Consider the following 23,273-nt stretch of genomic DNA (forward strand, 5'->3'; position numbering starts at 1 on the left):
CCGGCGCCTCCTGTCGGGGAGGCGCCGGCCGCGAGGGGGGTGGATCAGCCCTTGCTGAGTGCCGCGTAGCGGAACTTGAACGAGGCGTCGAGGGTGTCCTCGGCTCCGCTCACGGTGCTGCCGACGACCGCGACCTGCGAGCCCTGCAGGTAGGGGACGGTCGAGAGCTGCGCCGCGACCTTCTCCTGGATCTGCTCGATCAGCGCGGTGCGCGCGTCGGCGTCGGTGGTCGAGACCTGCTGCGCGATCAGGCTCTGCACCTCGGCGTCGTCGAAGTGGTTGGCGAGGAAGTTCTCCTTGATGAAGAACGGCGAGAGGTAGTTGTCGGCGTCGGAGTAGTCGGGGAACCAGCCGAGCTGGTACGCCGGGTAGACGTCGCTCGAGCGGTCCTTCGAGTACTGCACCCACTCCGTGGTCTGCAGGTTCACGGTGAAGAGGCCGGTCGACTCCAGCTGGTCCTTGATCAGCGCGTACTCGTCGCCCGAGGACGGACCGTAGTGGTCGTTCGAGTACTGCAGGTTCAGGGTGACCGGAGCGGTGACGCCGGCGGCCTCGAGGGTCGCCTTCGCCTTGTCGGCGTCGGGCGCGCCGTTGCCGTCGCCGTAGAGCGACTTGAGCGGCTCGACCGCGCCGGTCAGGCCGGCGGGGACGTAGGAGTAGAGGGGGGTGTAGGTGCCCTTGTAGACCTGGTCGGCGATCTCGTCGCGGTCGATCAGGTCGGCGACGGCCTGGCGCACGGCGAGGGCCTTGGCGCTGTCGGCCTCACCGGTCGTCGCGCCGAAGGGCTGGGTGTCGAAGTTGAAGACGATGTAGCGGATCTCGCCGCCGGGGCCGTCCACGACCTTAACCGTGTCGTTGCCGCGGAGGTCGTCGATGTCCGTCGCCGAGAGGCTGCGGAACGCGACGTCGATGTTCCCCTCCTGGATGTCCAGCTTGAGGTTGGACGAGTCCGCGTAGTACTTGACGTTGACGGTGTCCGTCTTCGCCTCGCCGAGAACGCCCTGGTAGTCCGGGTACGCCTTGTACTGGATGAGGTTGTTCACGTCGTAGTTCGCGATCGTGTACTGGCCGGCGAAGGCGTCGCCCGAGACGATGTCGGCGTCCGCGGTCAGCTCGTCGGCCGAGAAGACCTCCTCGTCCACGATCGGGCCGGCGGGGCTCGAGAGGATCTGCGGGAAGGTCTGGTCGTTCTCGGACTTCAGCGTGAAGACCACGGTCGTGTCGTCCGGAGCCGCGACGCTGTCGAGGTTCGCCAGGAGCGAGGAAGGGCCGTTCTCGGCCGCGATGCCGACCTGGCGGTCGAAGGAGAACTTCACGTCGGAGGAGGTGAGGTCGTGGCCGTTGGCCCACTTCAGTCCCTCCTTCAGCTTCACGGTGTACTCCGTGGGAGCGGTGAACTCCGCCGACTCGGCGATGTCGGGCTCGACGTCCGGGCTGCCGTAGGGGGTGTTCATCAGGAACGGGAACACCTGGTTCATCACGGCGAACGAGCCGTTGTCGTAGGAGCCCGCGGGGTCGAGCGTCGTGATCTTGTCGGTGGTGCCGATGGTCAGGGCCCCTCCGGCGCTGCCGCCGGACGAGTCGTTCCCGCCGGCGGCGCAGCCCGTCAGCACGAGCGCGACCGCGGCGAAGCCTGCGGCGGCGGCCAGTGCACGGGTGCCGCGAGTGGATGCGGAATTCATCTCCGTCTGCCTCTTCCTGTCAAGGATGGGATGCGGGCGCGCTCCGGGCGCGCGGACTCTCGGCGCACAGATCTCCTGTGGGCTGTGGCGTCACGACACTGGACGCCCGCATTGCTGTTCCTCATAGGTAACACAGTTGGAAGCGCTCTCCGAACCGGCACGGGCGTGCGGCCGATTTCTTCACACGACCGCAACACGCTCACTCCGTGCGCAGCGCCCGCTTCTCGCGCTCGAGCTCGACCAGGCGCACCTGCACCGCGCGCGCCATCACCGGATCGGCGGACGCGCGCTGGAGCGCCCCGCGCAGCTCGGCGATCTCGCGGAGCAGGTCGCGCTCGATGAGCGAGATCGCCACGTCGCGGGAGTAGCGGGCGAGCCCCTCCTCGTCGGCGGCCGGGATGGGCGCCACCGCGAGCTGGCGCACCAGCGAGGCGAAGGGGCCGGGGACGTCGTCGGCGACGTGCTCGACCCAGTCGCGGTCCTCCGCCCGCTCGAGGTTCGCGACCACGGCGTCGCGGACCACGCGGAGGGTCTCGTTGGTGACCGCCGCGTGCGCCGCCCTGGCCAGGAGCTCCGGACCCATCGCCTGCGGAAGCTGGAGCATCGCCATCAGCGCCTCGCGCTCGATGCGCGTGACGACGTCGACGGGGAGGTCGGCGATGCGGGCGCCGAGGGGCGCCTCGGCCGCGGGTGATTCGCCGCCGCCCCGCCCGCCCTGCTGGTCGCGGCCCTCGGGTCCGGAGGAGCGGGGCCGGGATCCGGCGGAGCGCACGGCGGAGTTGACCTCGGTCATGTCCAAACCGAGCATCCGGGCGAGCTCGCGGGAGTAGCCGGGCCGCAGCGCCGGGTCGCGGATCTCGGCGACGACCGGGGCGGCCGCGCGCAGGGCCGCGATCCGGCCCTCGACCGTCTCGAGGTCGTAGCGGTCCAGCAGCTGCCGGATCACGAACTCGAACATCGGCTTCTTGTCGTCGATGAGGCGGCGGACGGCGTCGTCTCCGCGGTTCAGGCGGAGGTCGCAGGGGTCCAGGCCCTCGGGCGCGACGGCGACGAAGGTCTGCGCGGCGAAGCGGTGCTCCTCCTGGAACGCGCGCATCGCGGCCTTCTGGCCCGCCGCGTCGGGGTCGAAGGTGAAGACGACCTCGCCGACGCCGCTGTCGTCGCCCAGCACCCGGCGCAGCACCTTGATGTGGTCGACGCCGAAGGAGGTGCCGCAGGTGGCGACCGCGGTGGTGACGCCGGCGAGGTGGCAGGCCATGACGTCCGTGTAGCCCTCGACGACGACCACCCGGTGCCCGCGGGAGATGTCCCGCTTGGCGAGGTCGAGCCCGTAGAGCACCTGGGACTTGTGGTAGACGGGCGTCTCGGGGGTGTTGAGGTACTTGGGGCCCTTGTCCTCCTCGAGGAGGCGGCGGGCGCCGAAGCCGACGGTCTGGCCGGTCACGTCGCGGATCGGCCAGACGAGGCGGCCGCGGAAGCGGTCGTAGACGCCGCCGCGGTTGTTGCTGCTGACCAGGCCGGCCGTGGTCAGCTCCTCCTCCGAGAAGCCGCGGCGCTTGAGCGCGGTCGTGAGCCCGTCCCAGCCGTCGGGTGCGAAGCCGACGCCGAAGCGGTCGGCGGCGGCGCGGTCGAAGCCCCGCTCGCCGAGGAAGCGCCGACCGACGTCGGCGCCCGGGGTCGCGAGCTGCTCGCGGAAGTACTCCTCCGCGGCGTCGTTCGCGGCGAGGAGGCGCGCTCGCCCGCCGGTCTCGGGCGCGCGGCCGTCGCCGTCCTCGTACTGCAGCGGGAAGCCGATCCGCCCGGCGAGGCGCTCGACGGTCTCGCTGAACGAGCTGTGGTCCATCTTCATGATGAAGCTGTAGACGTCGCCCGACTCCTGGCAGCCGAAGCAGTGGTAGAAGCCGGCCTGCGGGCGGACGTGGAAGCTGGGGCTGCGCTCGTCGTGGAAGGGGCAGAGGCCCTTCAGCGAGCCGATGCCGGCCGACTTCAGCGTGACGTACTCGCCGATCACGTCGCCGATGTTCACCCGCGCCTTGACCTCCTCGACATCTGACTGTCGGATCCGAGGCATAGCGTCCATCGTATCGGCCGCCGGGGCCGCCGAGCCGGGGTGGGGAGAACTGCACCAGGGCGGCGCGGATCACCCCGAGACCTGTGATCCACCCGCACCCCGAGATCAGGGTCATCCCTGATCCGCACCCGCCCGCCGTCTCCGAGAATCGCCCCATGCCCCCTGCCGCCTCCCGCCCGCCTCTCCTGCGTGCTCTGCTCGTCGCCCTGCTCGGCGGTCTCGTCCTGGGCGGGCTCACCAGCCTGCTGCAGGGCTCCCTCCCACCGTCGGTGAGCTCGTTCGCCAACTCCTCCGGGGGCTGGTCCATGCTCGTGTTCGCGCTCGTGCGCCTCGGCGGCGCCCGACCGGCAGCGGGGGCCGCGCTCGGCCTGCTGAGCTTCTGGGCGCTTCTCGAGGGCTACGACCTGGTGACCGCGGCGCGCGGCTTCGGCTACTCGCCTCCCTTCACGGACGTCTTCTGGCTGCTCGCCGTCCCCGCCGGGCCGATCCTGGGCGCCGCCGCCGCACTCACCCTCCACGGCTCGAGGACGTGGCGCGTCCTGGCTGTCGCGCCGCTCTCGGGCGTGCTGATCGGCGAGGGCGTCTGGGCGCTGGGCGCGGTCGCCGACACCACGAGTCCGGTGTACTGGTGGCTCCAGATCGTCCTGGGCGCGGGCTTCCTCGTCCTGGCCGTCATGCGGAGGAGGCCGCGCGCACTCGTCTCGCTCGCGGCGCTCGGCGTCACCGCGGCGGCCGCCGTCGCCTTCTCCGTCGTCTACTCCGCGCTGTGAAGCGTTCGAGAGGGTCGTCGCGGACCCTCCGCGCACTCGCGGGTTCCGCCCTCCTCCTGGCCCTCGCCGGGTGCACCACCACCGCGGACGCCCCGGTCGCGCCACCGTCGTCCGCCTCCGTGCCGTCGTCGGCGTCCTCCGCCATCCCTCCTCCGATCGACGTCTCCGCCGAGCTGGCCGCGCTCGAGAACGAGTTCGACGCCCGGATCGGCGTCAGCGCCGTCGACACCGGCTCGGGTCGCCGGGTCGATCACCGGGCCGACGAGCGCTTCGGCTTCGCCTCGAGCCTCAAAGCCCTCGCCGCAGCGGAGTTCCTGCGCACCGTCCCCGCCGCCGAGCGGGACGAGGTGGTCACCTGGACCGTCGCCGACGTCGAGGCGGCGGGCTACTCCCCCGTCACGGAGGAGAGCACCGCCACCGGCCTGCCGCTGTCGCAGCTCGCCGAGGCGGCCGTCCGCCGGAGCGACAACACAGCTCTGAACCTCGTGCTCCGGCGCCTCGGCGGACCCTCCGCCCTCGACCGAGGACTGGAGGCTCTCGGCGACACCACCACCGAGGTGGTGAACGAGGAGCCCGCGCTGAACACGATCGAGCCCGGCAGCATCGACGACACCACCACCCCGGCCGCGTTCACGGCCGACCTCGCCGCGGTCGCCACAGGTGACGTGCTGTCCGCGGAGGACCGGGCACTCCTGCTCGACTGGATGAGCGGCAACGCGACCGGCGACACTCTCGTCCGGGCGGGCGCTCCAGCCGGCTGGAGCGTCGCGGACAAGTCCGGGGGCGCCGGCGGGATCCGCAACGACGTCGCCGTGGTGACGCCTCCCGGGCGGGACGCGGTCGTGCTGTCGATCCTCTCGTCGCGCAACGACCCCGAGGCGGACTACGACGACGCGCTGGTCGCCCGAGCCGCGGCCGTCGTGCTGGGAGCCCTGCGGTAGCGTCCGCCCGGCGTCAGCAGTGCCGGTTCACGTAGCCCGGTGCGCCACGGGGGACGACGTCGCGGTCGCGGAGGGTGACCGAGATGCTCCGGCCCTGCGCGGCGCAGGCCTCGGAGTAGGCGGACCGGCCGTTGTCGGTGTACTCGATCTCGTAGACCTGGCGCCCGTAGACGTCCGTGTACGCCGCGCACTCGTCGTAGACCTGGCACTCCTCGACGACGGCGAAGTCGAAGCCGACCGTCCTCTTCCCGGCAGCGGCGAGATCGGCTCCGTTCTTCTGGCCGATCGCCAGGCCGGAGCGGTGAGCGCGCGCCGTCAGGAGGGTGGCGAACGCCAGCGCCTGCGACTTCGTCAGCCTCCCGCCCGAGCGGGTGTAGCTGTCCAGATTATCGGCCTCGACGGCGTCGAAGCCGTCCTCGGCGCAGCCGTCGATCCAGGCGCCGACGATCGCGAGCAGAGCGGTCCGCTTCGCGGCGGTCGAGACGTCGAAGAGGTACTCGTCCGGCCAGCCCGGATCGGCGAGGGGCTTCCCGTCCGCTCGCCTCACCAGGAGCTCGGGGTGCCGCTTCGCGAAGGCGGCGCTCTCGCCGGGCTGGGTCTGGAAGGCGTTCACGTAGCAGATGCTGTAGCGGCCGGCGGCGGGCGCGTCCGTGCGGTCGCGGTCGACGATGGTGACGCTCGACGCCGGAGCGTAGGCGCCTCCCAGCTGGTAGTCGAGGACGCCGTTCGCGGGAGGGAGCAGCGGTGCCGCCGAGGCCGCGGCGGGCTGGATCAGCAGCAGCCCCGCGACGACCAGGGCGAGGAGGCCGAGACGCGGCCGACGCGGCCTCATCCGGGAGCTCCCGGCGTGCGCCCTGCGGCTCGCACGCCCGTGGCCGCCGGCAGCGCGCCGAGTGCGAGCTCGCCGATGACCGCGATGCGGTCCGCCGGTGCTCCGTCGCGGGCCTGCGTCGACATCCCGCTGAGCACGGCGACGACGAAGGCGGCGACGGATCCGGCGTCCGTCTCCGGCGGCACGTCGCCCTCCTCGATCCCGCGCTCGACTCGTGCGGCGACGAGCGCCTCCATCTCGCGGCGACGGGCCTCGAGCCGCGGCTCGCTCAGCACGAAGCAGCCGGCAGGAGTGCCGGGCGCGGAGTACCCCTCCGCACTGACTCGGACGACGGCGGCGACGGCCTCGCGCGCCGTCGGCCGGTGCGAGTACAGCATCGGCTTGCTCATCCCCGACCGTGCCGCGATGCGGTCGACCCGCGCCCCCGCCAGCCCGTGCGCCGCGAACTCCTCCGTCGCCGCCTCGAGGATCCGCTGCCGTGTCCGCTCCGCTCCCACGCCCTCACCGTACCCGCCGCCCCGCGCCCCTCCGCGCCTCGCGGTGCGGTGCCCTCCCCGCCCTCCGAGCCGACCGGCCGACCCGCACACCAGCACATCGCCTCAGACGGACGCACCCGGCTCCCTGGAACCCGCCATCCCGCAAGCCGACCGCGGTGACGCCTGGCGGTGACCGGCGTGCCCCGGCACCGCTGAACGGCCGATCCGCGTGCCAGCGGATCGCCCCAGGCGGACGCACCCCGCTCCACGAATCGCACCACGTCGCCAAGCCGACCGCGGCACGCCGGCCGAGGACCGGCGTGCCACCGGCACCGCCGAACGGGTGATCCGCGTACCAGCGGATCGCCCTAGGCGGACGCACCCCGCTTCCTGGAACGCACCACCTCGACAAGCCGACCGCGCCACGCCGGGCAGGGACCGGCGTGCCACCGGCACCGCCGAACGGTCGATCCGCGTGCCAGCGGATCGCCCTAGGCGGACGCACCCCGCTCCACGAACGCACCACCCCGAGAAGCCGACCGCGCCGAGCCGGGCAGAGACCGGCGTGCCACCGGCACCGCCGAACGGCCGATCCGCGTCCCAGCGGATCGCCCTAGGCGGACGCACCCCGCTCCACGAAACGCACCACGTCGCCAAGCCGACCGCGCCACGCCGGGCGAGGACCGGCGTGCAATCGAGCACAGCCGAACGGCCGATCCGCGTAACAGCGGATCGCCCTAGGCGGACGCACCCCGATCCCTCGAACGCACCACCTCGGCAAGCCGACCGCGGTGACGCCGGGCAGGGACCGGCGGCACAGCTGAGCCGGGCGCCGCCCGGCTCAGCGCATCAGCACAGCCTCTCGAACCAGGCGAGGGCGCTCTGGTCGGTGAGGTTGGCGACCTGGTCGACGACGACGCGGCGGCGGGCGTCGTCGTCGGGGGCGGCGTGCCAGTCCTCGGCGAAGCCGGGCTCGAGGGTTCCCGGGCCGCGGTCGAGGAGGGTGTCGGCGAGGCGGGTGAGGACTTCGCGCTGCTGGGCGTAGATGGGCTGGCGGGTGTTCCGCGACATCACGAACGTCGCGACGATCCCCTTGAGCACGGCGATCTCGGCCTGCTGCTCGCGGGGGACGACGACGTGGCCGCCGAAGCGGACGAGGTCGGGGTGCTGGTACGCCTCGCGGGTGGCTTCGGTGGCGGCGGCGGCGAAGCGGCCGATGAGCTGGCTGGTGAGGTTCTTGAGCCGGGCCTGGTCGCGGCGGGAGCCGTCCCAGGAGGAGACCCACACGTCGAGCGAGTCGAGACGGTCGAAAGCGGCGACGAGCTCGTCGTGTCCGACCTCCCCGCCGACCCAGGAGTGCATCGACTGCACGAGGTCCTCGTGGTCGGCGCGGGAGCCGAGTGCTTCGACGTCGATGTAGCCGGAGACCACCGCGTCCTCGAAGTCGTGCACGGAGTAGGCGATGTCGTCCGAGAGGTCCATCACCTCGGCCTCGATGCAGCGCACCCCCTCGGGGGCGCCCTCGCGCATCCAGGCGAACGCGGGGGCGTCGTCGGCGTAGAAGCCGAACTTGGCGCGCCCCGACGGGTCGGCGACCGAGCGCGTGTCGGGCCAGGGGTACTTGCAGCTCGCGTCGATGCTGGCGCGGGTGAGGTTCAGCCCGTAGGGGCGGGCGTCGTCGCCGAACACCTTCGGCTCGAGCCGCGTGAGCAGCCGGAAGGTCTGCGCGTTGCCCTCGAAGCCGCCGATCCCCTCGGCCCAGGTGTTGAGCGCGCGCTCGCCGTTGTGCCCGAACGGCGGATGCCCGATGTCGTGCGCGAGGCAGGCCGTGTCGACGACGTCGGGGTCGAGGTCGAGGCTCGTGGCGAGCTCCCGGCCGATCTGCGCCACCTCGAGCGAGTGGGTCAGGCGGTTGCGCGCGAAGTCGACGCCCGCCGTGGGGCTGAGCACCTGGGTCTTCGCGGCCAGGCGGCGGAGCGCGCTGGAGTGGAAGAGCCGGGCGCGGTCGCGGGCGAAGTCGGAGCGGCGGGTCGAGTGGTCCTCCGGCAGGAATCGCTCGGTGTCGACGAGCGAGTACCCCCAGAGCGCGCGGTCATCCACCGCTGTTGTGGATCTCGGCGGCCGAGACCGCGTCGCGCTGCCCGGCGTCGAGCTCGCGGGACTCGAGCCAGCGGTCCGGGAGGGAGGGGACCTTGGGCGAGCCGGCGCGGCCCCGCTGCCCCTCGGCCGCCTCGCCCGGGTAGGGCTGCGTCCAGTCGAGCGTCGCCAGGAGGTCGTCGAGCTGCGCGAGCGACTCGACCGTGGCCAGGCGGGCGCGGAGGTCGCCGCCGACGGCGTAGCCCTTGAAGTACCAGGCGACGTGCTTGCGGATGTCGCGGCAGCCGCGCTCCTCGCTCTCGAAGAAGTCGACGAGCAGCTCCGCGTGGCGGCGGAACGCCTCGGCGACCTGTCCGAGCGAGGGGCGGAACCGCTCGTCGGAGCCGGCGAACGCGGCGGCGAGGTCGCCGAAGAGCCAGGGGCGCCCGAGGCAGCCGCGACCGACGACGACTCCGTCGCAGCCCGTCTCGGCCATCATCCGCAGCGCGTCCTCGGCCGACCAGATGTCGCCGTTGCCCAGCACGGGCACGCTCGTGACCGTCTCCTTGAGCGTGGCGATCGCCGACCAGTCGGCGTGCCCGCTGTAGAACTCGGAGGCGGTGCGCGCGTGCAGCGCGATCGACGCGACTCCGGCGCCCTCGGCGGCACGGGCGGCCTCGAGGTAGGTGAGGTGGTCCGGGTCGATGCCCTTGCGCATCTTGACGGTGAGCGGGACGTCGCCGGCGGCCTTCACGGCGCCCTCGACGATCTGCCGGAACAGCGGGAGCTTCCACGGCAGGGCCGCTCCCCCGCCCTTCCGGGTGACCTTGGGCACGGGGCAGCCGAAGTTGAGGTCGATGTGGTCGGCCCGGTCCTCGGCGACGAGCATGGTGACCGCCTCGGCGACCGTGACCGGGTCCACTCCGTAGAGCTGGATCGAGCGCACCGACTCGCTGGGGTGGTGGCGGATGAGGCGCATCGACTCCGGCGTGCGCTCGACGAGCGCGCGGGAGGTGATCATCTCGCTCACGTAGAGGCCGTTGCCGAACTCGCGGCAGAGGCGGCGGAACGCCGTGTTGGTGATGCCCGCCATGGGGGCGAGCACCACCGGCGCGTCGAGTTCGAGGGGGCCGATCCGGAGCGCCGGCGCGGTGCGCGCGGGCGGGGCGGCCGTGAGAGTGGAGGACATCGGTATCGATTCTCCCAGATCCTGTGTTGGGGAAGGCGGAGTGACGAGCTGAGAGGTGGAGAGATGAACGGGAGCACACCTGTGGAGGACGGTTCGCAGCGGCTGGAGGCGGACGCGTCCGCCCGCGGCCTGGCGGTCGAGATCGTGGAGAGGCCCGCTGCCGGCAGCCTGCACGAGGCGGCCGCGCTGCTCGGCATCGAGCCCGGCTACATCGTGAAGTCGCTCGTAGTGAAGCGCCACGACGGCGGCTACCTGTTCGCCCTCGTCCCCGGCGGGCGGCAGATCGCGTGGCCGAAGCTGCGCGCGGTGGTCGGAGTGAACAAGCTCCGCCTCCCGGACGAGACGGCCGCCCTCGAGGCGACCGGCTACCGGCGCGGCACCATCACCCCGATCGGCTCCACGACGGCCTGGCCGGTCTACGCCGACGAGCGGATCCTCGGCCGCCGCGTGGCGATGGGAGCCGGCGCCGACGGGCGCAGCGCCTTCGTCGACGCGGACGCCCTCGTGGCCGCCTACGGCGCGACCGTGGCCGACATCACCGTGGAGGAGCCTCCGCGCTGATCGGCGGCACCTCGGCCTGCGCTTCCGCGGCCTGCGGCACGGCGCAGACGCCGTCCTCGCACAGCGGCCCGCCGGAGTCGCCGAGCATCTCGAACGGCCCGCTCACGCGACGGCCGCCCGCTGCTCCAGCACGTGCTCGAGGACCTCGGTGAACGCCGCCGGCTCCTGGACGCCGGAGACGCCGAAGCGCCCGTCGAGGACGAAGAACGGCACCCCCGAGATCCCGTACTCGCGGGCCTGGGCGATGTCGGACTGCACCCGCCCGAGGTAGCGCCGGTCCTCGAGAGCGCGGCGCGTCTCCGCCGGGTCGAGCCCGACCTCGCCGGCGAGCGAGGCGAGCACTTCCGGATCGGCCAGGTCGCGGCCCTCGACGAAGTACGCGCTCAGGAGACGCTCGACGAGCTCGAGCTGCAGTCCGTTCTCCTTGGCGTGGTGGAGCGCCTGGTGGGCGGTGACCGTCTTGACGTGGCGCACCGACTCGAAGTGGTAGTCGAGGCCGACACTCGCCGCGATCGCCGTGACGGAGTCGAGCATCTGCTGCGCCTGCGCCTCCGGGATGCCCTTGTGCTCGGCGAGGAACGCCGCCTCTCCCCCGCGGTAGTCCTCCGGCGTGTCCGGCGAGAGCTCGAAGCTGCGGTACTCCACGACGACCTCCGGAGCCTCGGGGTGCGCCGCGCGGAAGGCCTCGAGCCCGCGCTCGAACCGGCGCTTCCCGATGTAGCACCAGGGGCAGGCGATGTCGGACCAGACGTCGACGGACAGGGGGCTCGGCTCAGCACTCACCCCCAGGACAACGGAGGGGGCGCCCCGCTATTCCCGCAGCACGCGGACGAGCTCGTCCACGTCGGACTCGTCGTTCCAGAGGTGGAAGGCGATGCGGAGCCGGCCGCCGCGGCCCGAGACGCGCAGACCCGCGGCCTGCAGCAGCTCCAGGTCCGCTCCCCCCTCGTCCGGCCAGGACACCAGCGCCCGGTGCTGAGGCTCCCGGTCCAGCCGCTCGCACAGCAGGTCGCCGAGGCCGGAGGCGTGCGCCCAGACCGCGTCGAGGTCGAGCGAGCGGAACAGAGCGAGCGACGCCTCGGCGCCGGCGAACGCCTGCCAGGCCGGCGAGACGTCGAAGCGGCGGGCGTTCTCGGCCAGGTGCATGGCCGGACCGTAGCAGGACGACCACACGTCCTCCCCCGAGTACCAGCCCGCCTGCACGGGGACGAGCTCGGCCGCGTAGGCGGGCGAGACGGTGAGGAACGCCACTCCGCGCGGCGAGCACAGCCACTTGTAGGCGTGGGTGAGGGTCGCGTCGAAGCGGGAGGCGTCGACCGGCAGGACGCCGGCCGCCTGCGTGAGGTCGCACGCGGTCCGCACTCCGTGGCGCGCGGCCGCCTCGAGGACGGCGTCGAGATCGGCGAGCGCTCCGCTGCTGGACTGCACGGCGGAGAAGACGACGAGGTCGTCCCCGTCCTCGACGGAGTCGGCCAGCGCCTCGAGCGCGACGGAGCGCACGGTCACTCCGCGGTGCGCCTGGGCGAGGAAGGGGAACACGATGGAGGAGAAGTCGCCGTCAATGCAGAGCACGCGGGCCCCGTCGGGCAGCGAGGCGGCGAGCACGGCGGCCATGGCGGAGGTCTGCGAGCCGATGGCGACCCGGTCGACCGGGACGCCGGAGATCGCGGCGAACGAGGCACGCGCGCGCTCGGCGACAGCGCCGTAGGCGGCGGCCGTGCTCTCCCCGGACGACCAGCCGTCGAGGTCCGCCCGCAGCGCCTCGACGGTCTCCCGCGGCGGCAGACCGAGGGTGCAGGCGTTGTGGTAGCCGCGGGCACCGGCGAAGCGCGCGCGCAGGTCGGCGGAGTTCGGCAGTGCGGTGCTCACCTCTCGAGGATGACGCTCCGGAGCCGGATCGCCAAGACCGGGGAGCGACCGGGCGCGTCGGCGGCGGGCCCGGTCAGCGGGCGGCGAGGGCGTGCGCCTGCTCGAGCACGGCGACGACCTCGCGGGCCTCGCGGACGTCGACCGGCGAGGGAGCGCCGTCCTGGAGCGACCGCGCGACCTGCTCGAGGAACGCGGCGTAGCGTCCCCGCTCACTCGGCACGGGGTGTGCGCCGGAGTCGTCGACGAGGACGCCCCATCCCTCCGGCGCGACCTCGCCGAAGCCGTCGTCGTCCGGTCGGGCGCCGCCGGTGCGGAGCGCGGTCTCCTGCGGATCGAGACCGTCGACGCTGAAGGCGGCGCGGGTGCCGAGCACGCGGAAGCGGGGGCCGGTCGCCCGGGCGACGCGGCTCATGGTGAGGTGGGAGCGGACGCCGCTGTGATGCAGGAGCGAGACGAACGCGTCGTCCTCGCTCGCCGAGCCCTCGTGGACGGTCCGGGCCTCGGCCGCCGTGACGACCGCCGGGCCGAACAGCAGCAGCGCCTGGTCGACCAGGTGGCTGCCGAGATCGAAGAGGATCCCGCCGCCCTCGGCCGGACCCGTCTCGCTCTGCCACCGGCCCGTCTTCGGCGCGCTCCAGCGCTCGAAGGTCGACTCGAAGCGGAGGACCTTGCCGAGGACCCCTTCGCCCAGGAGGCGGCGGAGCGTGAGCAGATCGGCGTCCCAGCGCCGGTTCTGGAAGACGAAGACGGGCGCACCGCTCCGCTCGGAGGCGGCGATGATCGCGTCCGCGTCGGCGGTGCTCGGTGCGAAGGGCTTGTCGATCACGACGGCGACACCGGCCTCGAGCACCCGGACGGCCTGCTCCCGGTGCACCGACGGCGGCGAGGCGAGCACGACCAGCTCCGGCCGCTCGGCGAGCACCGCGTCGAGGTCGGGCACGATCCGGGCCTCCGGATGCGCGGCGGAGGCCGCGGCCCTCCGACCGGCGTCGCGGGTGGAGACGGCGACGACCTCGAACGCCGGGTCGGCCGCGAGGAACGGACCGTGGAAGACGCTGCCGGCGAGCCCGAAGCCCACGATCCCGGCCCGGATCACGAGGAGGCCCCCGGCACGTCGACCGCGCCGCCGAAGCGGCGGGAGCGGCCGGAGTAGTGCTCGATCGCGTCCCAGAGGTCGGTCCGCGTGAAGTCCGGCCAGAGCCGGTCGAGGAACACCATCTCGGCGTAGGCGCTCTGCCAGAGCAGGAAGTTGCTGGTGCGCTGCTCGCCGGAGGAGCGCACGAAGAGGTCGACGTCAGGCATCTCCGGCACGTAGAGCGCCCGGGCGATCGTCTTCTCGGAGATGCCGGAGGGCTTGAGCCGCCCCGCCTGGACCTCGGCGGCGAGCCGCTGCACCGCGTCGGCGATCTCGGTGCGCCCGCCGTAGTTGACGCACATGGTGAGGGTGAGCACGTCGTTGTCCGCGGTCATCCGCTCGGCGAACTGCAGCTCGTTGATCACCGACGCCCACAGGCGCGGCTTCCGCCCGGCCCAGCGGACGCGCACGCCCCACTCGTTGAGCTGATCGCGGCGGCGGTGCAGCACGTCGCGGTTGAAGCCCATCAGGAAGCGCACCTCCTCGGGCGAGCGCTTCCAGTTCTCGGTCGAGAACGCGTAGACGCTGAGGTGCTTCACGCCGATCTGGATCGCTCCGGCCACGACGTCCAGCAGCGCCGTCTCGCCGCGCTTGTGCCCCTCGATCCTCGTCAGGCCGCGGGAGTTCGCCCAGCGGCCGTTCCCGTCCATCACGATGGCGACGTGCCCCGGAACGGCCTTCCGCGGGATCGCGGGCGGGTGGATCCCGGTCCAGTCGAGAGGGCGGTACGGCTCGGCGTCCTTGTGGGTGAAGGGCTTCATCGGGTGACGTGCTCCAGGGATCTCAGACCGCGTTCGAGGTGGAACTGCGTGTAGGCGGCGACCACTCCGCTCGCCCGCGACCGCGTGGTCGGCTCGGTGGTCTCGGCGTGGGCCCAGTCTCCCGTGAGAAGTGCGCCCAGCAGGACCACGACCTCCGGAGCGACCCGCGGTGCGCCGGGCGGCGTGCAGTCGGCGCAGACGACGCCTCCGAGCTGCACCACGACCGCGCCGTGGGGCCCGGGAGCGCCGCAGCGCGCGCAGTCCTCGAAGCTGGGCGCCCAGCCCGCGATCGAGAGCGCCCGCAGGAGGTAGGAGTCGAGCGTCAGCACCGGCTCGTGCTCGTGCTTCGAGAGCGAGCGCAGGGCCCCGACGAGCAGCAGGTACTGCTGCAGGGAGGCGTCCGCGTCGGTGAGGCGGTCCGCCGTCTCGACCATCGCGCTCGCCGCCGTGTAGCTGTCGTAGTCGGCGGCGATCAGCGCACCGTAGGCGCCGAGCGACTCGGCCTGCGTGACGATGTCGAGGCTCCGGCCCTCGTAGAGCTGGAGGTCGGCGACCATGAACGGCTCGAGCCGCGAGCCGAACTTGGAGCCGGTCTTGCGAACGCCCTTCGCCACCGCGCGGATCTTGCCGTGGCTGCGCGAGAGCAGCGTCACGATGCGGTCGGCCTCGCCCAGCTTGTGCGTGCGGAGCACCACGGCTTCGTCGCGATAGGTGGGCATCCTCCGATTATCCCCCCGACCCCCGACACCCGGCTGGCAGCCCGGCCGGAGCAGGGCCCGCGCCGTGGAACGATGTCCGGGTGGCAGCCTCCCTCTTCGAGATCCCGGCCTGGGCCGACCTGCTCGCGATCGCCATCGGCTGCCTCCAGGGCGCGATGTTCGCGGGCGAGTTCCGCGACCGCCGGATCGACCTGCTCGGCGTCACGATCATCGGCACGGCCACCGGCCTCGGCGGCGGCGTGCTCCGCGATCTGCTGCTCCAGACGCCCCTGGTGGCCCTGCACACCGACGCGTACCTGATCGTCGCGGTGACCGCCTCCCTGCTCGGGATGCTGCTCCAGCACCTGCTGAACCGGGTCGACGGGACGATCACCGCCCTCGACGCGCTGACCCTCGGACTCTTCGGCGCGATCGGCACCACGAAGGCCCTGTCGCTCGGCGTGCCGGAGGTGCCGGCCGTGTTCGTCGGCACCGTCTCGGCCGTCGGCGGATCCGTCGTCCGAGACATCCTGCTGAACCGGCCGATCGCGCTGATGCACGTCGGCTCGCTCTACGCGGTCGCCGCCTCGGTGGGCACGGGCGTCCTGGTCCTCGCGCTGCGCTTCGGAGTGACGATCGACTTCGCCGCGCCGCTCGCGGTGGGCGTGACCACGGTCATCCGCCTGCTCGCGGTCCGCTACGGCTGGAGCCTGCCCGAGCAGCGCGCGCTCAGCGGGGTGCCGCGCCTGCGCTGGCGCCGCCGGACCTAGCGGCGGCCGACCCGGACGCAGGGAGCGGAGTCCCGCGCGGTCCGCGCACGGGAACGCCGGGGGAGCCGCGACGCGTCACGGCTCCCCCGGCGGGGATCGGGCCCGATCAGGCGGAGGCGCCGGCCAGCTCGCGGACAGGGACCTCCTCGCGCAGGGCGCGGTTGACGGCCGAGACGATGGCCTTGAGGGAGGCCGTCGAGATGTCGGCGTCCACGCCCACGCCCCACAGGGTGCGGCCGTTCACCGTGCACTCGACGTACGAGGCGGCCAGCGCGTCGCCGCCGGCGCTGAGCGCGTGCTCGACGTAGTCGAGGACCCGGACCTCGACGCCCTGCTGCTCCAGCACGGCCTCGAAGGCGTTGATCGGGCCGTTGCCCCGCGAGCTGGCCGACACGCTCTCGTCGCCCACCCGGAGGACCGCGTCCAGCGCGATGCTGCCGCCCAGATCGCTCGACGTGTTCGTGCGCAGCAGCTCGAAGCGGCCCCACTTCTCGTCGGCGCGCTCGGCGGGCGCGGGCAGGTACTCGTCCTGGAACACCGTCCAGATCTGCTCGCTCGTGACCTCGCCGCCCTCGGCGTCGGTCTTGGCCTGCACGACGCCCGAGAACTCGATCTGCAGCCGGCGCGGCAGGTCGAGCGCGTGGTCCGTCTTCAGCAGGTACGCGACTCCGCCCTTGCCGGACTGCGAGTTGACGCGGATGACCGCCTCGTAGGAGCGGCCCAGGTCCTTCGGGTCCACCGGCAGGTAGGGCACGGCCCAGGTGAGCTCGTCGACGCTGCGGCCGGTCCGCTCGGCCTCGGCCTGCATCGCCTCGAAGCCCTTCTTGATGGCGTCCTGGTGCGAGCCGCTGAAGGCGGTGAAGACCAGGTCGCCCGCCCAGGGGCTGCGCTCGGGCACGGGCAGCTGGTTGCAGTACTCGGCGGTGCGCTTGATGCCGTCCATGTCGCTGAAGTCGATCTGCGGGTCGATCCCCTGGGTGAACAGGTTCACGCCCAACGCGACCAGATCGACGTTGCCGGTGCGCTCGCCGTTGCCGAAGAGGCAGCCCTCGATCCGGTCGGCACCGGCCAGGTAGCCCAGCTCGGCCGCCGCCACGGCCGTGCCGCGGTCGTTGTGGGGGTGCAGCGACAGCACGATGTTCTCGCGCTGCGCGAGGTTGCGGCTCATCCACTCGATCGAGTCGGCGTAGACGTTCGGGGTGGCCATCTCGACGGTGGCGGGCAGGTTCAGGATGACCTTGCGCTCGGGAGTCGGCTCGAAGACCTCGACGACCCGGTCGCAGATCTCGCGGGCGAAGTCGAGCTCGGTGCCGGTGTAGCTCTCGGGCGAGTACTCGTAGTAGACGGCCGTGCCGGGGACGGTCGACTCCATCTCGCGGCACTTGCGGGCGCCGGCCAGCGCGATGTCGATGATGCCCTGACGGTCCTTGCGGAACACGACCTCGCGCTGCAGCACGCTCGTGGAGTTGTAGAGGTGCACGATCGCCTGGCGCGCGCCGCGGATCGACTCGTAGGTGCGCTCGATCAGGTGGTCGCGGGCCTGGGTCAGCACCTGGATGGTGACGTCCTCGGGGATCGCGCCCTCCTCGATGAGGCTGCGCACGAAGTCGAAGTCGGTCTGGCTCGCGCTCGGGAACCCGACCTCGATCTCCTTGTAGCCCATCCGGACCAGCAGATCGAACATGATGCGCTTGCGCTCGGGGCTCATCGGGTCGATGAGCGCCTGGTTGCCGTCGCGGAGGTCCACGGCGCACCAGCGGGGCGCGGCGGTGATGCGGTTCGACGGCCAGGTGCGGTCGGGCAGGTCCACGGCGATCAGCTCGTGGAAGGGACGGTACTTGCCGATCGGCATGGGCGACGGCTTCTGGTTGTTCAGCATGAGGTGCTCTCCCGGCGCAGTGGTGCGCACGTGTCTGTTCTCGCTCGTGACCGATCCCGCTCGCGTGCGGCTCCGCTGGTGGGCGGTGCCGGTCGGGCGGTCTCGCGGGGATCCGGATGCGGATCGACCTCGCGGGCGAGGGATGGTTCAGCCGACGACGGACTCCGCGACGAGGATGGCCTGAGGATCAGATCTCGTCGCGGCGGAGAAGGAGGAGCTGTCCGAAGCGCACCCGGTCAGGGTAGCACCGCCCCCGCGGCGCGTCACCCCGGCGCCCCGCTCTAGGAGACCAGGCCGTTCTCGTAGGCGTAGACCACCAGCTGCACGCGGTCGCGCAGGCCGAGCTTGCCGAGGGTGCGGCTGATGTGCGTCTTCACCGTCGCCTCGCTCAGGAACTCGGCGCGCGCGATCTCGGTGTTGCTCATCCCCCGCGCGGCCAGGTGGAAGATCTCGCGCTCGCGGTCGGTGAGGGTCGCGAAGGCGGGCGGGGTCTCGCGTCCGCTGCCCGCCGCTCCGAAGTGCTCGAAGAGCTCGCGGGTCGCGGAGGCGGCGACCACGGCGGTCCCCGCGTGCACGGTGCGGACGGAGGCGAGGAGGAAGCCGGGCTCCGTGTCCTTCAGGAGGAAGCCGCTCGCGCCCGCCCGGATGGCGCGCGCGGCCGCCTCGTCGAGGTCGAAGGTGGTCAGCACGAGGATGCGCGGAGGCTCGACCCGCCGCTCCTGCGCGTCCGCGAGGATCCGCCGGGTCGACTCGATCCCGTCGACGCCCGGCATCCGGATGTCCATCAGCACGACGTCGGGGGCCAGCCGCGCGACCAGCTCCGCGCCCTCCGCCCCGTCCGAGGCCTCGCCGACCACCTCGAGGTCGGGCTGCGAGCCGAGCAGCATGCGGATGCCGGCGCGGAAGAGGGCCTGGTCGTCGACGAGGACGAGGCGGATGGTGTCGGTCATGCGGGGCTGCCTCCGGAGGCGAGGGGTAGGGCGGTGCGGGCGAGGGCCGGGGAGGAGGGCAGGCGCGCGTCGACGACGAAGTCGTCCCCGACCGGGCCGGCGGCGAGCACTCCCCCGACGAGCGCGGCGCGCTCGCGCATGCCGACCAGGCCGTGGCCCTCGCCCGGCAGGGAGTCGCGCTCGACGTCGGCGCACCGGGCGTTGCGCACGGTCAGGGCGAGCTCGCCGCCGTCCTGGCGCAGGGCGATGTCGAGCGGCGAGCCCGGGCGGCCGTGGCGGAGAGCGTTCGTGGTCGCCTCCTGGGCGATCCGGTACAGGGCCAGACCGACGGCGCGCGGCACCGCCTCCAGGTCGACGGCGAGCTCGGCGCGGACGGGGGCTCCGGCTCCGCCCACGCTGTCGAGGAGGGCCGGCAGGTCGCGGGCGCCGGGCTGCGGGCCGTCGCTCTGCGAGTGCCGCAGCTGGGCGAGGAGCACGCGCACGTCGCCGAGGGCGTCCCGGGCGACGGAGGAGATGGTCAGCAGCGCGGCGTCGGTCTGCTCGGGGCTGGTGGCGCCGAGGTAGCGCGCGCCGTCCGCCTGCGCGATCACGACGGCGAGGGAGTGGGCGACGACGTCGTGCATGTCGCGGGCGATCCGGTTGCGCTCCTCCACGGTGTCGAGCTCGCGCTGCGCCCGGGCGCGCTCCTGCTCGGCCTGCGCGCGCAGGGTCTGGCCCTCCCGCGCCCGGCGGACCGAGCGGGAGAGCAGTCCGATGGTCCAGGAGAGGCCGAGCGTCGCGAGGATCCCGCCGAAGGTGGCTCCGGCCGACAGGAGGCCGTCGTAGGCGCTCGCGACGAGGTCGAAGACGAGGACGAGGTAGACGACGGCGACCACGGCGCCGAGGACGGCCGACACCGCTCCCGCGATCCGCATCCGCCGCGACTCCGACGCGCCGGCGCCGAAGAGGACGGCCAGGATGGCCAGATCCGCGGGTCCGGGAGCGAGGCTCGCGCTCATCTGCAGGGCGGCACCGGCCCAGGCGATCGAGAGGGCGAGGACCGGGGACCGCCGGTGCAGCACCAGCGCGACCGCGAGCACGCCCGCGACCAGCAGCTGCATCGCGCCCTCCACCCCGGCGAACGGGAGGCCGGCGACGAGGAGGAGCACCAGCGCCTGACCACCGGCGACCCCCACCGCGAAGGGGTCCTGCGGACCGGCGACCCGGGTCAGCAGCGCGTCGATCCGATCGCCCGCGAGGACCGGCGCCCGCAGCGCGTTGAGGTACACGAGGACCTTCGCCGCACCGAGCACGGAGGCGACCGCGAGGGCGACCAGGGCGAGGACCACGAACTCCACGCGCGCCGGGAGCCCGGACGGATCGAGCGGGCCGGAGAGGCCGAGCGCGACGGTGACGCCGCCGATCCCGGCGAGGATCAGGCCGCCCGCGAGCGCCAGGGCACGGGTCCAGGGGCCCACCCGGCGGGTCGTCTGCCAGAGGACGACCAGGCCGACGAGCACCCCGTCGACGGGGACGCCGCCGAGCAGGACGCCTCCGTCGGCGAGCGCGCCGACCGCGACGAGCGAGGGGGCGAGCGCGGGCAGGAATCCCGCGACGGCGAGGGCCAGCGCGAGCACGAGGCCGCCGGCGATCCGCTCGGTCGGAGTGACCCCGGTGAGCCCGAGCAGCAGATGGAGGGCGGCGAGCAGCGCCCCGGCGATCGGCAGGGCCGCCGGTCGGTCGAGGAGGGCGCGCATGAGGACCACGCTACGGGTCCGCGCGCCCGGGGGCGTCGTCCTGGAGGGTGACCGCCGTCGTCCTCCGGCGTCAGAAGCCCAGGCGCCCCAGCAGCTTCGGGTCGCGCTGCCACTCCTTGGCGACCTTCACCCGGATGGAGAGGAACACGCGGCGGCCCAGCAGGCGCTCGATCTGCTCGCGGGAGACGGCTCCCACCTCGCGCAGACGCTGGCCGCCCTTGCCGATGATGATGCCCTTCTGGCTGTCGCGCTCCACGAAGACGTTGGCGTAGATGTCGATCAGCGAGCCGTCCTCGCGCTCGACCATGTCGTCGAGCGTCACGGCGAGGGAGTGCGGCAGCTCGTCCGAGACGCCCTCGAGGGCGGCCTCGCGGATGAACTCGGCGATCCGCGAGGACAGGTCCTCGTCGGTCACCGCCTCCTCCGGGTAGAGGGCGGGCGAGACCGGCATCAGGCGCAGGAGCTCGACGGCCAGGACGTCCAGCTGCTCCTCGGTCACGGCCGAGATCGGCACGATCGTGTCCCACTCGCGCAGCTCCGAGACGGCGAGCAGCTGCTTCGCCACGGACTTCTTCGAGGAGAGGTCGACCTTCGAGACGATCGCGACCTTCCGGGCGCGCGGGAAGGAGTCGAGCTGCTCGTTGATGAAGCGGTCTCCCGGGCCGATCGGCTCGTCCGCGGGGAACAGCATCCCGATGACGTCGACGTCGCCGAGGGTCGAGGTGACGAGCGAGTTCAGCCGCTCTCCGAGGAGCGTGCGCGGCCGGTGGATGCCGGGGGTGTCGACGACGATCAGCTGGCCGTCGGTGCGGTGCACCACGCCGCGGATAGCGCGCCGCGTGGTCTGGGGCTTCGAGCTCGTGATGGCGATCTTCTCGCCGACGAGGGCGTTCGTGAGCGTCGACTTGCCCACGTTCGGGCGGCCGACGAAGGACACGAAGCCCGCCCGGTAGGGAGCGGCGGCGGGAGTGGTGTCGGTCATCGTGCGTCCTCGTGCTGATCGCCCGTGGCTCCGCGGGTGGGAGCCGTGCTCGGGCTGGGGGTGGTGGTGCCGCCGTCCGCGATGATCGCGACGGGGCCGGTGCCGGGCTCGCCGGCGGTGTCCAGATCGGGATCGCGGCGGACGATCACCGTGGAGATGGTCCCACGGCGCGGGTCCGCCTGCTCGGCCTCGAGCAGCACTCCGCCGATCCGCGCCGTCGCGCCGCGCTCGGGGAGGCGCCCGTAGGCCTTGGTCAGCAGTCCGCCGACCGAGTCGACGTCGTCGTCCTCGAGGTCGAGCTCGAACAGCTCGCCGAGCTCGTCCACCGGCAGGCGCGCCGAGACGCGGTAGACCCCGGGCGCCGTCTCCTCGAAGAGGTCGACCTCGCGGTCGTACTCGTCGGAGATGTCGCCGACGAGCTCCTCGATCAGGTCCTCCAGCGTCACCAGGCCCGCGATGCCGCCGTACTCGTCGACCACCATCGCGAGGTGGTTGGACTCGAGCTGCATCTGGCGGAGCAGCTCGTCGGCCTTCTTCGACTCGGGCACGAACAGCGCGGGGCGCGCGAGATCGGCGACCGTGTCGTCGTCGTCCGGCCGCTCGTAGGTGTGCCGGGCCACGTCGCGCAGGTAGAGCACGCCGAGGACGTCGTCGACGCCGTCGCCGATGACGGGGAGCCGGGAGATGCCGCGGCTCAGCAGGAGCCCCATGCCGGCGCCGACGGAGGAGGTCGCCTCGATCGTCACCATGTCGGTGCGGGGCACCATCACCTCGCGGACGAAGGTGTCGTTGAACTCGAAGATCGAGTGGATCAGCTCGCGGTCGTCCTGCTCGAGCACGTCCTGCTCGGTCGCCTCGTCGACCATGCTGAGCAGCTGCTCCTCGGAGGAGAACCCCGCCGAGCGCCCGGTCCCCGGCGTCACCCGGTTGCCGAGGGCCACGAGCCCGTGCGCGACCGGACCCAGCGCGAGCCGGAGCACGTGCACGAGCGAGGCGCTGGTGGACAGGACCGCGCGGGCGTTGGCGCGCCCGACGCTGCGGGGGCTGGAGCCGACCAGGACGAACGAGACCGCCGCCATGATCAGGACCGCCAGCAGGAGCGCGAGCCAGAGCTGCGGGACCTCGACGACCAGCACCGTGGTGACGAACACCGCGGCCGTCGTCTCGGCCGCGATCCGCGAGAAGTTGACGACGTTGACGTGGGCGCTCATGTCGCCCGCGATCGCGCGGAGAGCGCGGGCGCTGCGGGAGTGCTGGGCCATGTCGAGCAGGTCGCTGCGCGAGAGGACGCCGAGGGCGGCGTCGGTCGCGGCGAACCAGCCGCCGACGGCGACGAGCGCGAGGGCGGCGATGAGGAGCTGGAGAGTGGGCACGGCGCGCTCTAGCGGCGTCGCTCGCTGATGTGGAAGCCGACCAGGATGTCGCGCTGGATGCCGAACATCTCGCGCTCCTCCTCCGGCTCGGCGTGATCGAAGCCGAGCAGGTGCAGGAGCCCGTGGGCGGTCAGCAGCTGCAGCTCGTCGAGCACGGAGTGGCCGGCCGACTCGGCCTGGGACTGCGCGACCTGCGGGCAGAGCACGATGTCGCCGAGGAGCCCCGCGGGGGTCTGCTCGTCCTCGGTCCCGGGACGCAGCTCGTCCATCGGGAAGCTGAGCACGTCGGTCGGCCCCGGCTCGTCCATCCACTGCACGTGCAGCTGCTCCATCGCGCCCTCGTCGACCAGCACGATCGCGAGCTCGGCGTCGGGGTGCACGTGGAGCGAGTCGAGCGCGTAGCCGGCGAGGCGCAGCAGGGCGGCCTCGTCGACGGGGACGCTCGACTCGTTGTTGATCTCGATGCTCACGGGGGCGAGAGCGTCCGGGTCGGTGACGGGCGCGGACTCGTCGCGACCGCGG

Annotated in this window: 21 protein-coding genes; 4 read left to right on the forward strand and 17 right to left on the reverse strand. The window is 72.8% G+C overall.

The annotated features are described in order from the left end of the window. Positions 1–44 precede the first annotated feature (44 nt). Together C5C25_RS14180 and dnaG are read right to left on the reverse strand one after the other, a co-directional pair. Complete coding sequence (locus tag C5C25_RS14180) at positions 45–1,682, reverse strand: ABC transporter substrate-binding protein (RefSeq protein WP_104223443.1); 1,638 nt, start codon at positions 1,680–1,682, stop codon at positions 45–47. A gap of 199 nt (positions 1,683–1,881) precedes the next feature. Continuing rightward, positions 1,882–3,753: a DNA primase gene (gene dnaG, locus C5C25_RS14185; RefSeq protein WP_104250971.1), complete on the reverse strand. Its 1,872-nt coding sequence runs from the start codon at positions 3,751–3,753 to the stop codon at positions 1,882–1,884. A gap of 155 nt (positions 3,754–3,908) precedes the next feature. Between dnaG and C5C25_RS14190 the strand changes: the two genes are divergently transcribed. Both C5C25_RS14190 and bla read left to right on the forward strand, forming a co-directional pair. Then, a complete protein-coding gene (locus C5C25_RS14190; RefSeq protein ID WP_181133709.1) occupies positions 3,909–4,523 on the forward strand; it encodes a DUF6518 family protein in 615 nt (204 codons plus the stop codon). Next, positions 4,520–5,464 (forward strand): class A beta-lactamase, encoded by a 945-nt coding sequence (bla, locus tag C5C25_RS14195; RefSeq protein ID WP_104250972.1) that lies wholly within the window; start codon positions 4,520–4,522, stop codon positions 5,462–5,464. Before C5C25_RS14190 ends, bla begins: the two co-directional genes overlap by 4 nt. Positions 5,465–5,477: 13 nt before the next feature. On the opposite strand, the gene C5C25_RS14200 is transcribed toward bla, so the two are convergent. The 4 genes from C5C25_RS14200 to dusB all read right to left on the reverse strand — a co-directional run bounded on the left by C5C25_RS14200 (position 5,478) and on the right by dusB (position 10,037). Continuing rightward, complete coding sequence (locus C5C25_RS14200) at positions 5,478–6,296, reverse strand: endo alpha-1,4 polygalactosaminidase (protein WP_104250973.1); 819 nt, start codon at positions 6,294–6,296, stop codon at positions 5,478–5,480. Next, the gene (locus C5C25_RS16890) at positions 6,293–6,793 is read right to left on the reverse strand and encodes a TetR family transcriptional regulator (protein ID WP_104226690.1); all 501 of its coding nucleotides are present in this window, start codon (positions 6,791–6,793) and stop codon (positions 6,293–6,295) included. The genes C5C25_RS14200 and C5C25_RS16890 overlap by 4 nt, the downstream gene beginning before the upstream one ends. Before the next feature lie 828 nt (positions 6,794–7,621). Then, positions 7,622–8,872: a deoxyguanosinetriphosphate triphosphohydrolase gene (locus C5C25_RS14210; RefSeq protein WP_104223438.1), complete on the reverse strand. Its 1,251-nt coding sequence runs from the start codon at positions 8,870–8,872 to the stop codon at positions 7,622–7,624. Next, positions 8,865–10,037: a tRNA dihydrouridine synthase DusB gene (gene dusB, locus C5C25_RS14215; RefSeq protein WP_104250975.1), complete on the reverse strand. Its 1,173-nt coding sequence runs from the start codon at positions 10,035–10,037 to the stop codon at positions 8,865–8,867. The genes C5C25_RS14210 and dusB overlap by 8 nt, the downstream gene beginning before the upstream one ends. 63 nt (positions 10,038–10,100) lie before the next feature. Between dusB and C5C25_RS14220 the strand changes: the two genes are divergently transcribed. After that, positions 10,101–10,598, forward strand: a complete 498-nt coding sequence (locus C5C25_RS14220; protein ID WP_104250976.1) for an aminoacyl-tRNA deacylase — start codon at positions 10,101–10,103, stop codon at positions 10,596–10,598. A 102-nt stretch (positions 10,599–10,700) separates the two neighbouring features. On the opposite strand, the gene C5C25_RS14225 is transcribed toward C5C25_RS14220, so the two are convergent. The 5 genes from C5C25_RS14225 to recO all read right to left on the reverse strand — a co-directional run bounded on the left by C5C25_RS14225 (position 10,701) and on the right by recO (position 15,082). Beyond that, entirely contained in the window at positions 10,701–11,381 is a 681-nt protein-coding gene (locus C5C25_RS14225; protein ID WP_104250977.1) for a DsbA family protein, read from the reverse strand. Positions 11,382–11,408: 27 nt separating this feature from the next. Continuing rightward, the gene (locus tag C5C25_RS14230) at positions 11,409–12,467 is read right to left on the reverse strand and encodes an aminotransferase class V-fold PLP-dependent enzyme (protein WP_104250978.1); all 1,059 of its coding nucleotides are present in this window, start codon (positions 12,465–12,467) and stop codon (positions 11,409–11,411) included. A gap of 73 nt (positions 12,468–12,540) precedes the next feature. Beyond that, positions 12,541–13,563, reverse strand: a complete 1,023-nt coding sequence (locus tag C5C25_RS14235; RefSeq protein ID WP_104250979.1) for a Gfo/Idh/MocA family oxidoreductase — start codon at positions 13,561–13,563, stop codon at positions 12,541–12,543. Beyond that, entirely contained in the window at positions 13,560–14,363 is an 804-nt protein-coding gene (locus tag C5C25_RS14240) for an isoprenyl transferase (RefSeq protein ID WP_104250980.1), read from the reverse strand. The genes C5C25_RS14235 and C5C25_RS14240 overlap by 4 nt, the downstream gene beginning before the upstream one ends. Further along, complete coding sequence (gene recO / locus C5C25_RS14245; RefSeq protein WP_104223431.1) at positions 14,360–15,082, reverse strand: DNA repair protein RecO; 723 nt, start codon at positions 15,080–15,082, stop codon at positions 14,360–14,362. Before recO ends, C5C25_RS14240 begins: the two co-directional genes overlap by 4 nt. Before the next feature lie 80 nt (positions 15,083–15,162). Between recO and C5C25_RS14250 the strand changes: the two genes are divergently transcribed. Continuing rightward, on the forward strand, positions 15,163–15,831 hold the full coding sequence (locus C5C25_RS14250) for a trimeric intracellular cation channel family protein (protein ID WP_104223430.1): 669 nt from the start codon (positions 15,163–15,165) through the stop codon (positions 15,829–15,831). A 106-nt stretch (positions 15,832–15,937) separates the two neighbouring features. On the opposite strand, the gene leuA is transcribed toward C5C25_RS14250, so the two are convergent. From leuA to ybeY, 6 genes are all read right to left on the reverse strand, one after another. Continuing rightward, positions 15,938–17,710, reverse strand: coding sequence for a 2-isopropylmalate synthase (gene leuA, locus C5C25_RS14255; RefSeq protein ID WP_104250981.1), 1,773 nt, complete (start codon positions 17,708–17,710; stop codon positions 15,938–15,940). A 281-nt stretch (positions 17,711–17,991) separates the two neighbouring features. Then, positions 17,992–18,660: a response regulator transcription factor gene (locus C5C25_RS14260; protein WP_104234459.1), complete on the reverse strand. Its 669-nt coding sequence runs from the start codon at positions 18,658–18,660 to the stop codon at positions 17,992–17,994. Beyond that, complete coding sequence (locus tag C5C25_RS14265) at positions 18,657–20,396, reverse strand: sensor histidine kinase (RefSeq protein ID WP_146079482.1); 1,740 nt, start codon at positions 20,394–20,396, stop codon at positions 18,657–18,659. The genes C5C25_RS14260 and C5C25_RS14265 overlap by 4 nt, the downstream gene beginning before the upstream one ends. Before the next feature lie 70 nt (positions 20,397–20,466). Next, positions 20,467–21,378 carry a GTPase Era gene (era, locus tag C5C25_RS14270; protein WP_104223426.1) on the reverse strand — a complete coding sequence of 304 codons (912 nt, stop codon included), beginning with the start codon at positions 21,376–21,378 and terminating at the stop codon, positions 20,467–20,469. Continuing rightward, positions 21,375–22,751 carry a hemolysin family protein gene (locus tag C5C25_RS14275; RefSeq protein WP_104223425.1) on the reverse strand — a complete coding sequence of 459 codons (1,377 nt, stop codon included), beginning with the start codon at positions 22,749–22,751 and terminating at the stop codon, positions 21,375–21,377. Before C5C25_RS14275 ends, era begins: the two co-directional genes overlap by 4 nt. Positions 22,752–22,759: 8 nt before the next feature. Then, on the reverse strand, positions 22,760–23,221 hold the full coding sequence (gene ybeY / locus C5C25_RS14280; RefSeq protein WP_104223424.1) for an rRNA maturation RNase YbeY: 462 nt from the start codon (positions 23,219–23,221) through the stop codon (positions 22,760–22,762). Between the last annotated feature and the right edge of the window lie 52 nt (positions 23,222–23,273).

Source organism: Rathayibacter sp. AY2B9 (genome assembly GCF_002931595.1).
In the GTDB taxonomy this organism is placed as follows: Bacteria; Actinomycetota; Actinomycetes; order Actinomycetales; family Microbacteriaceae; genus Rathayibacter.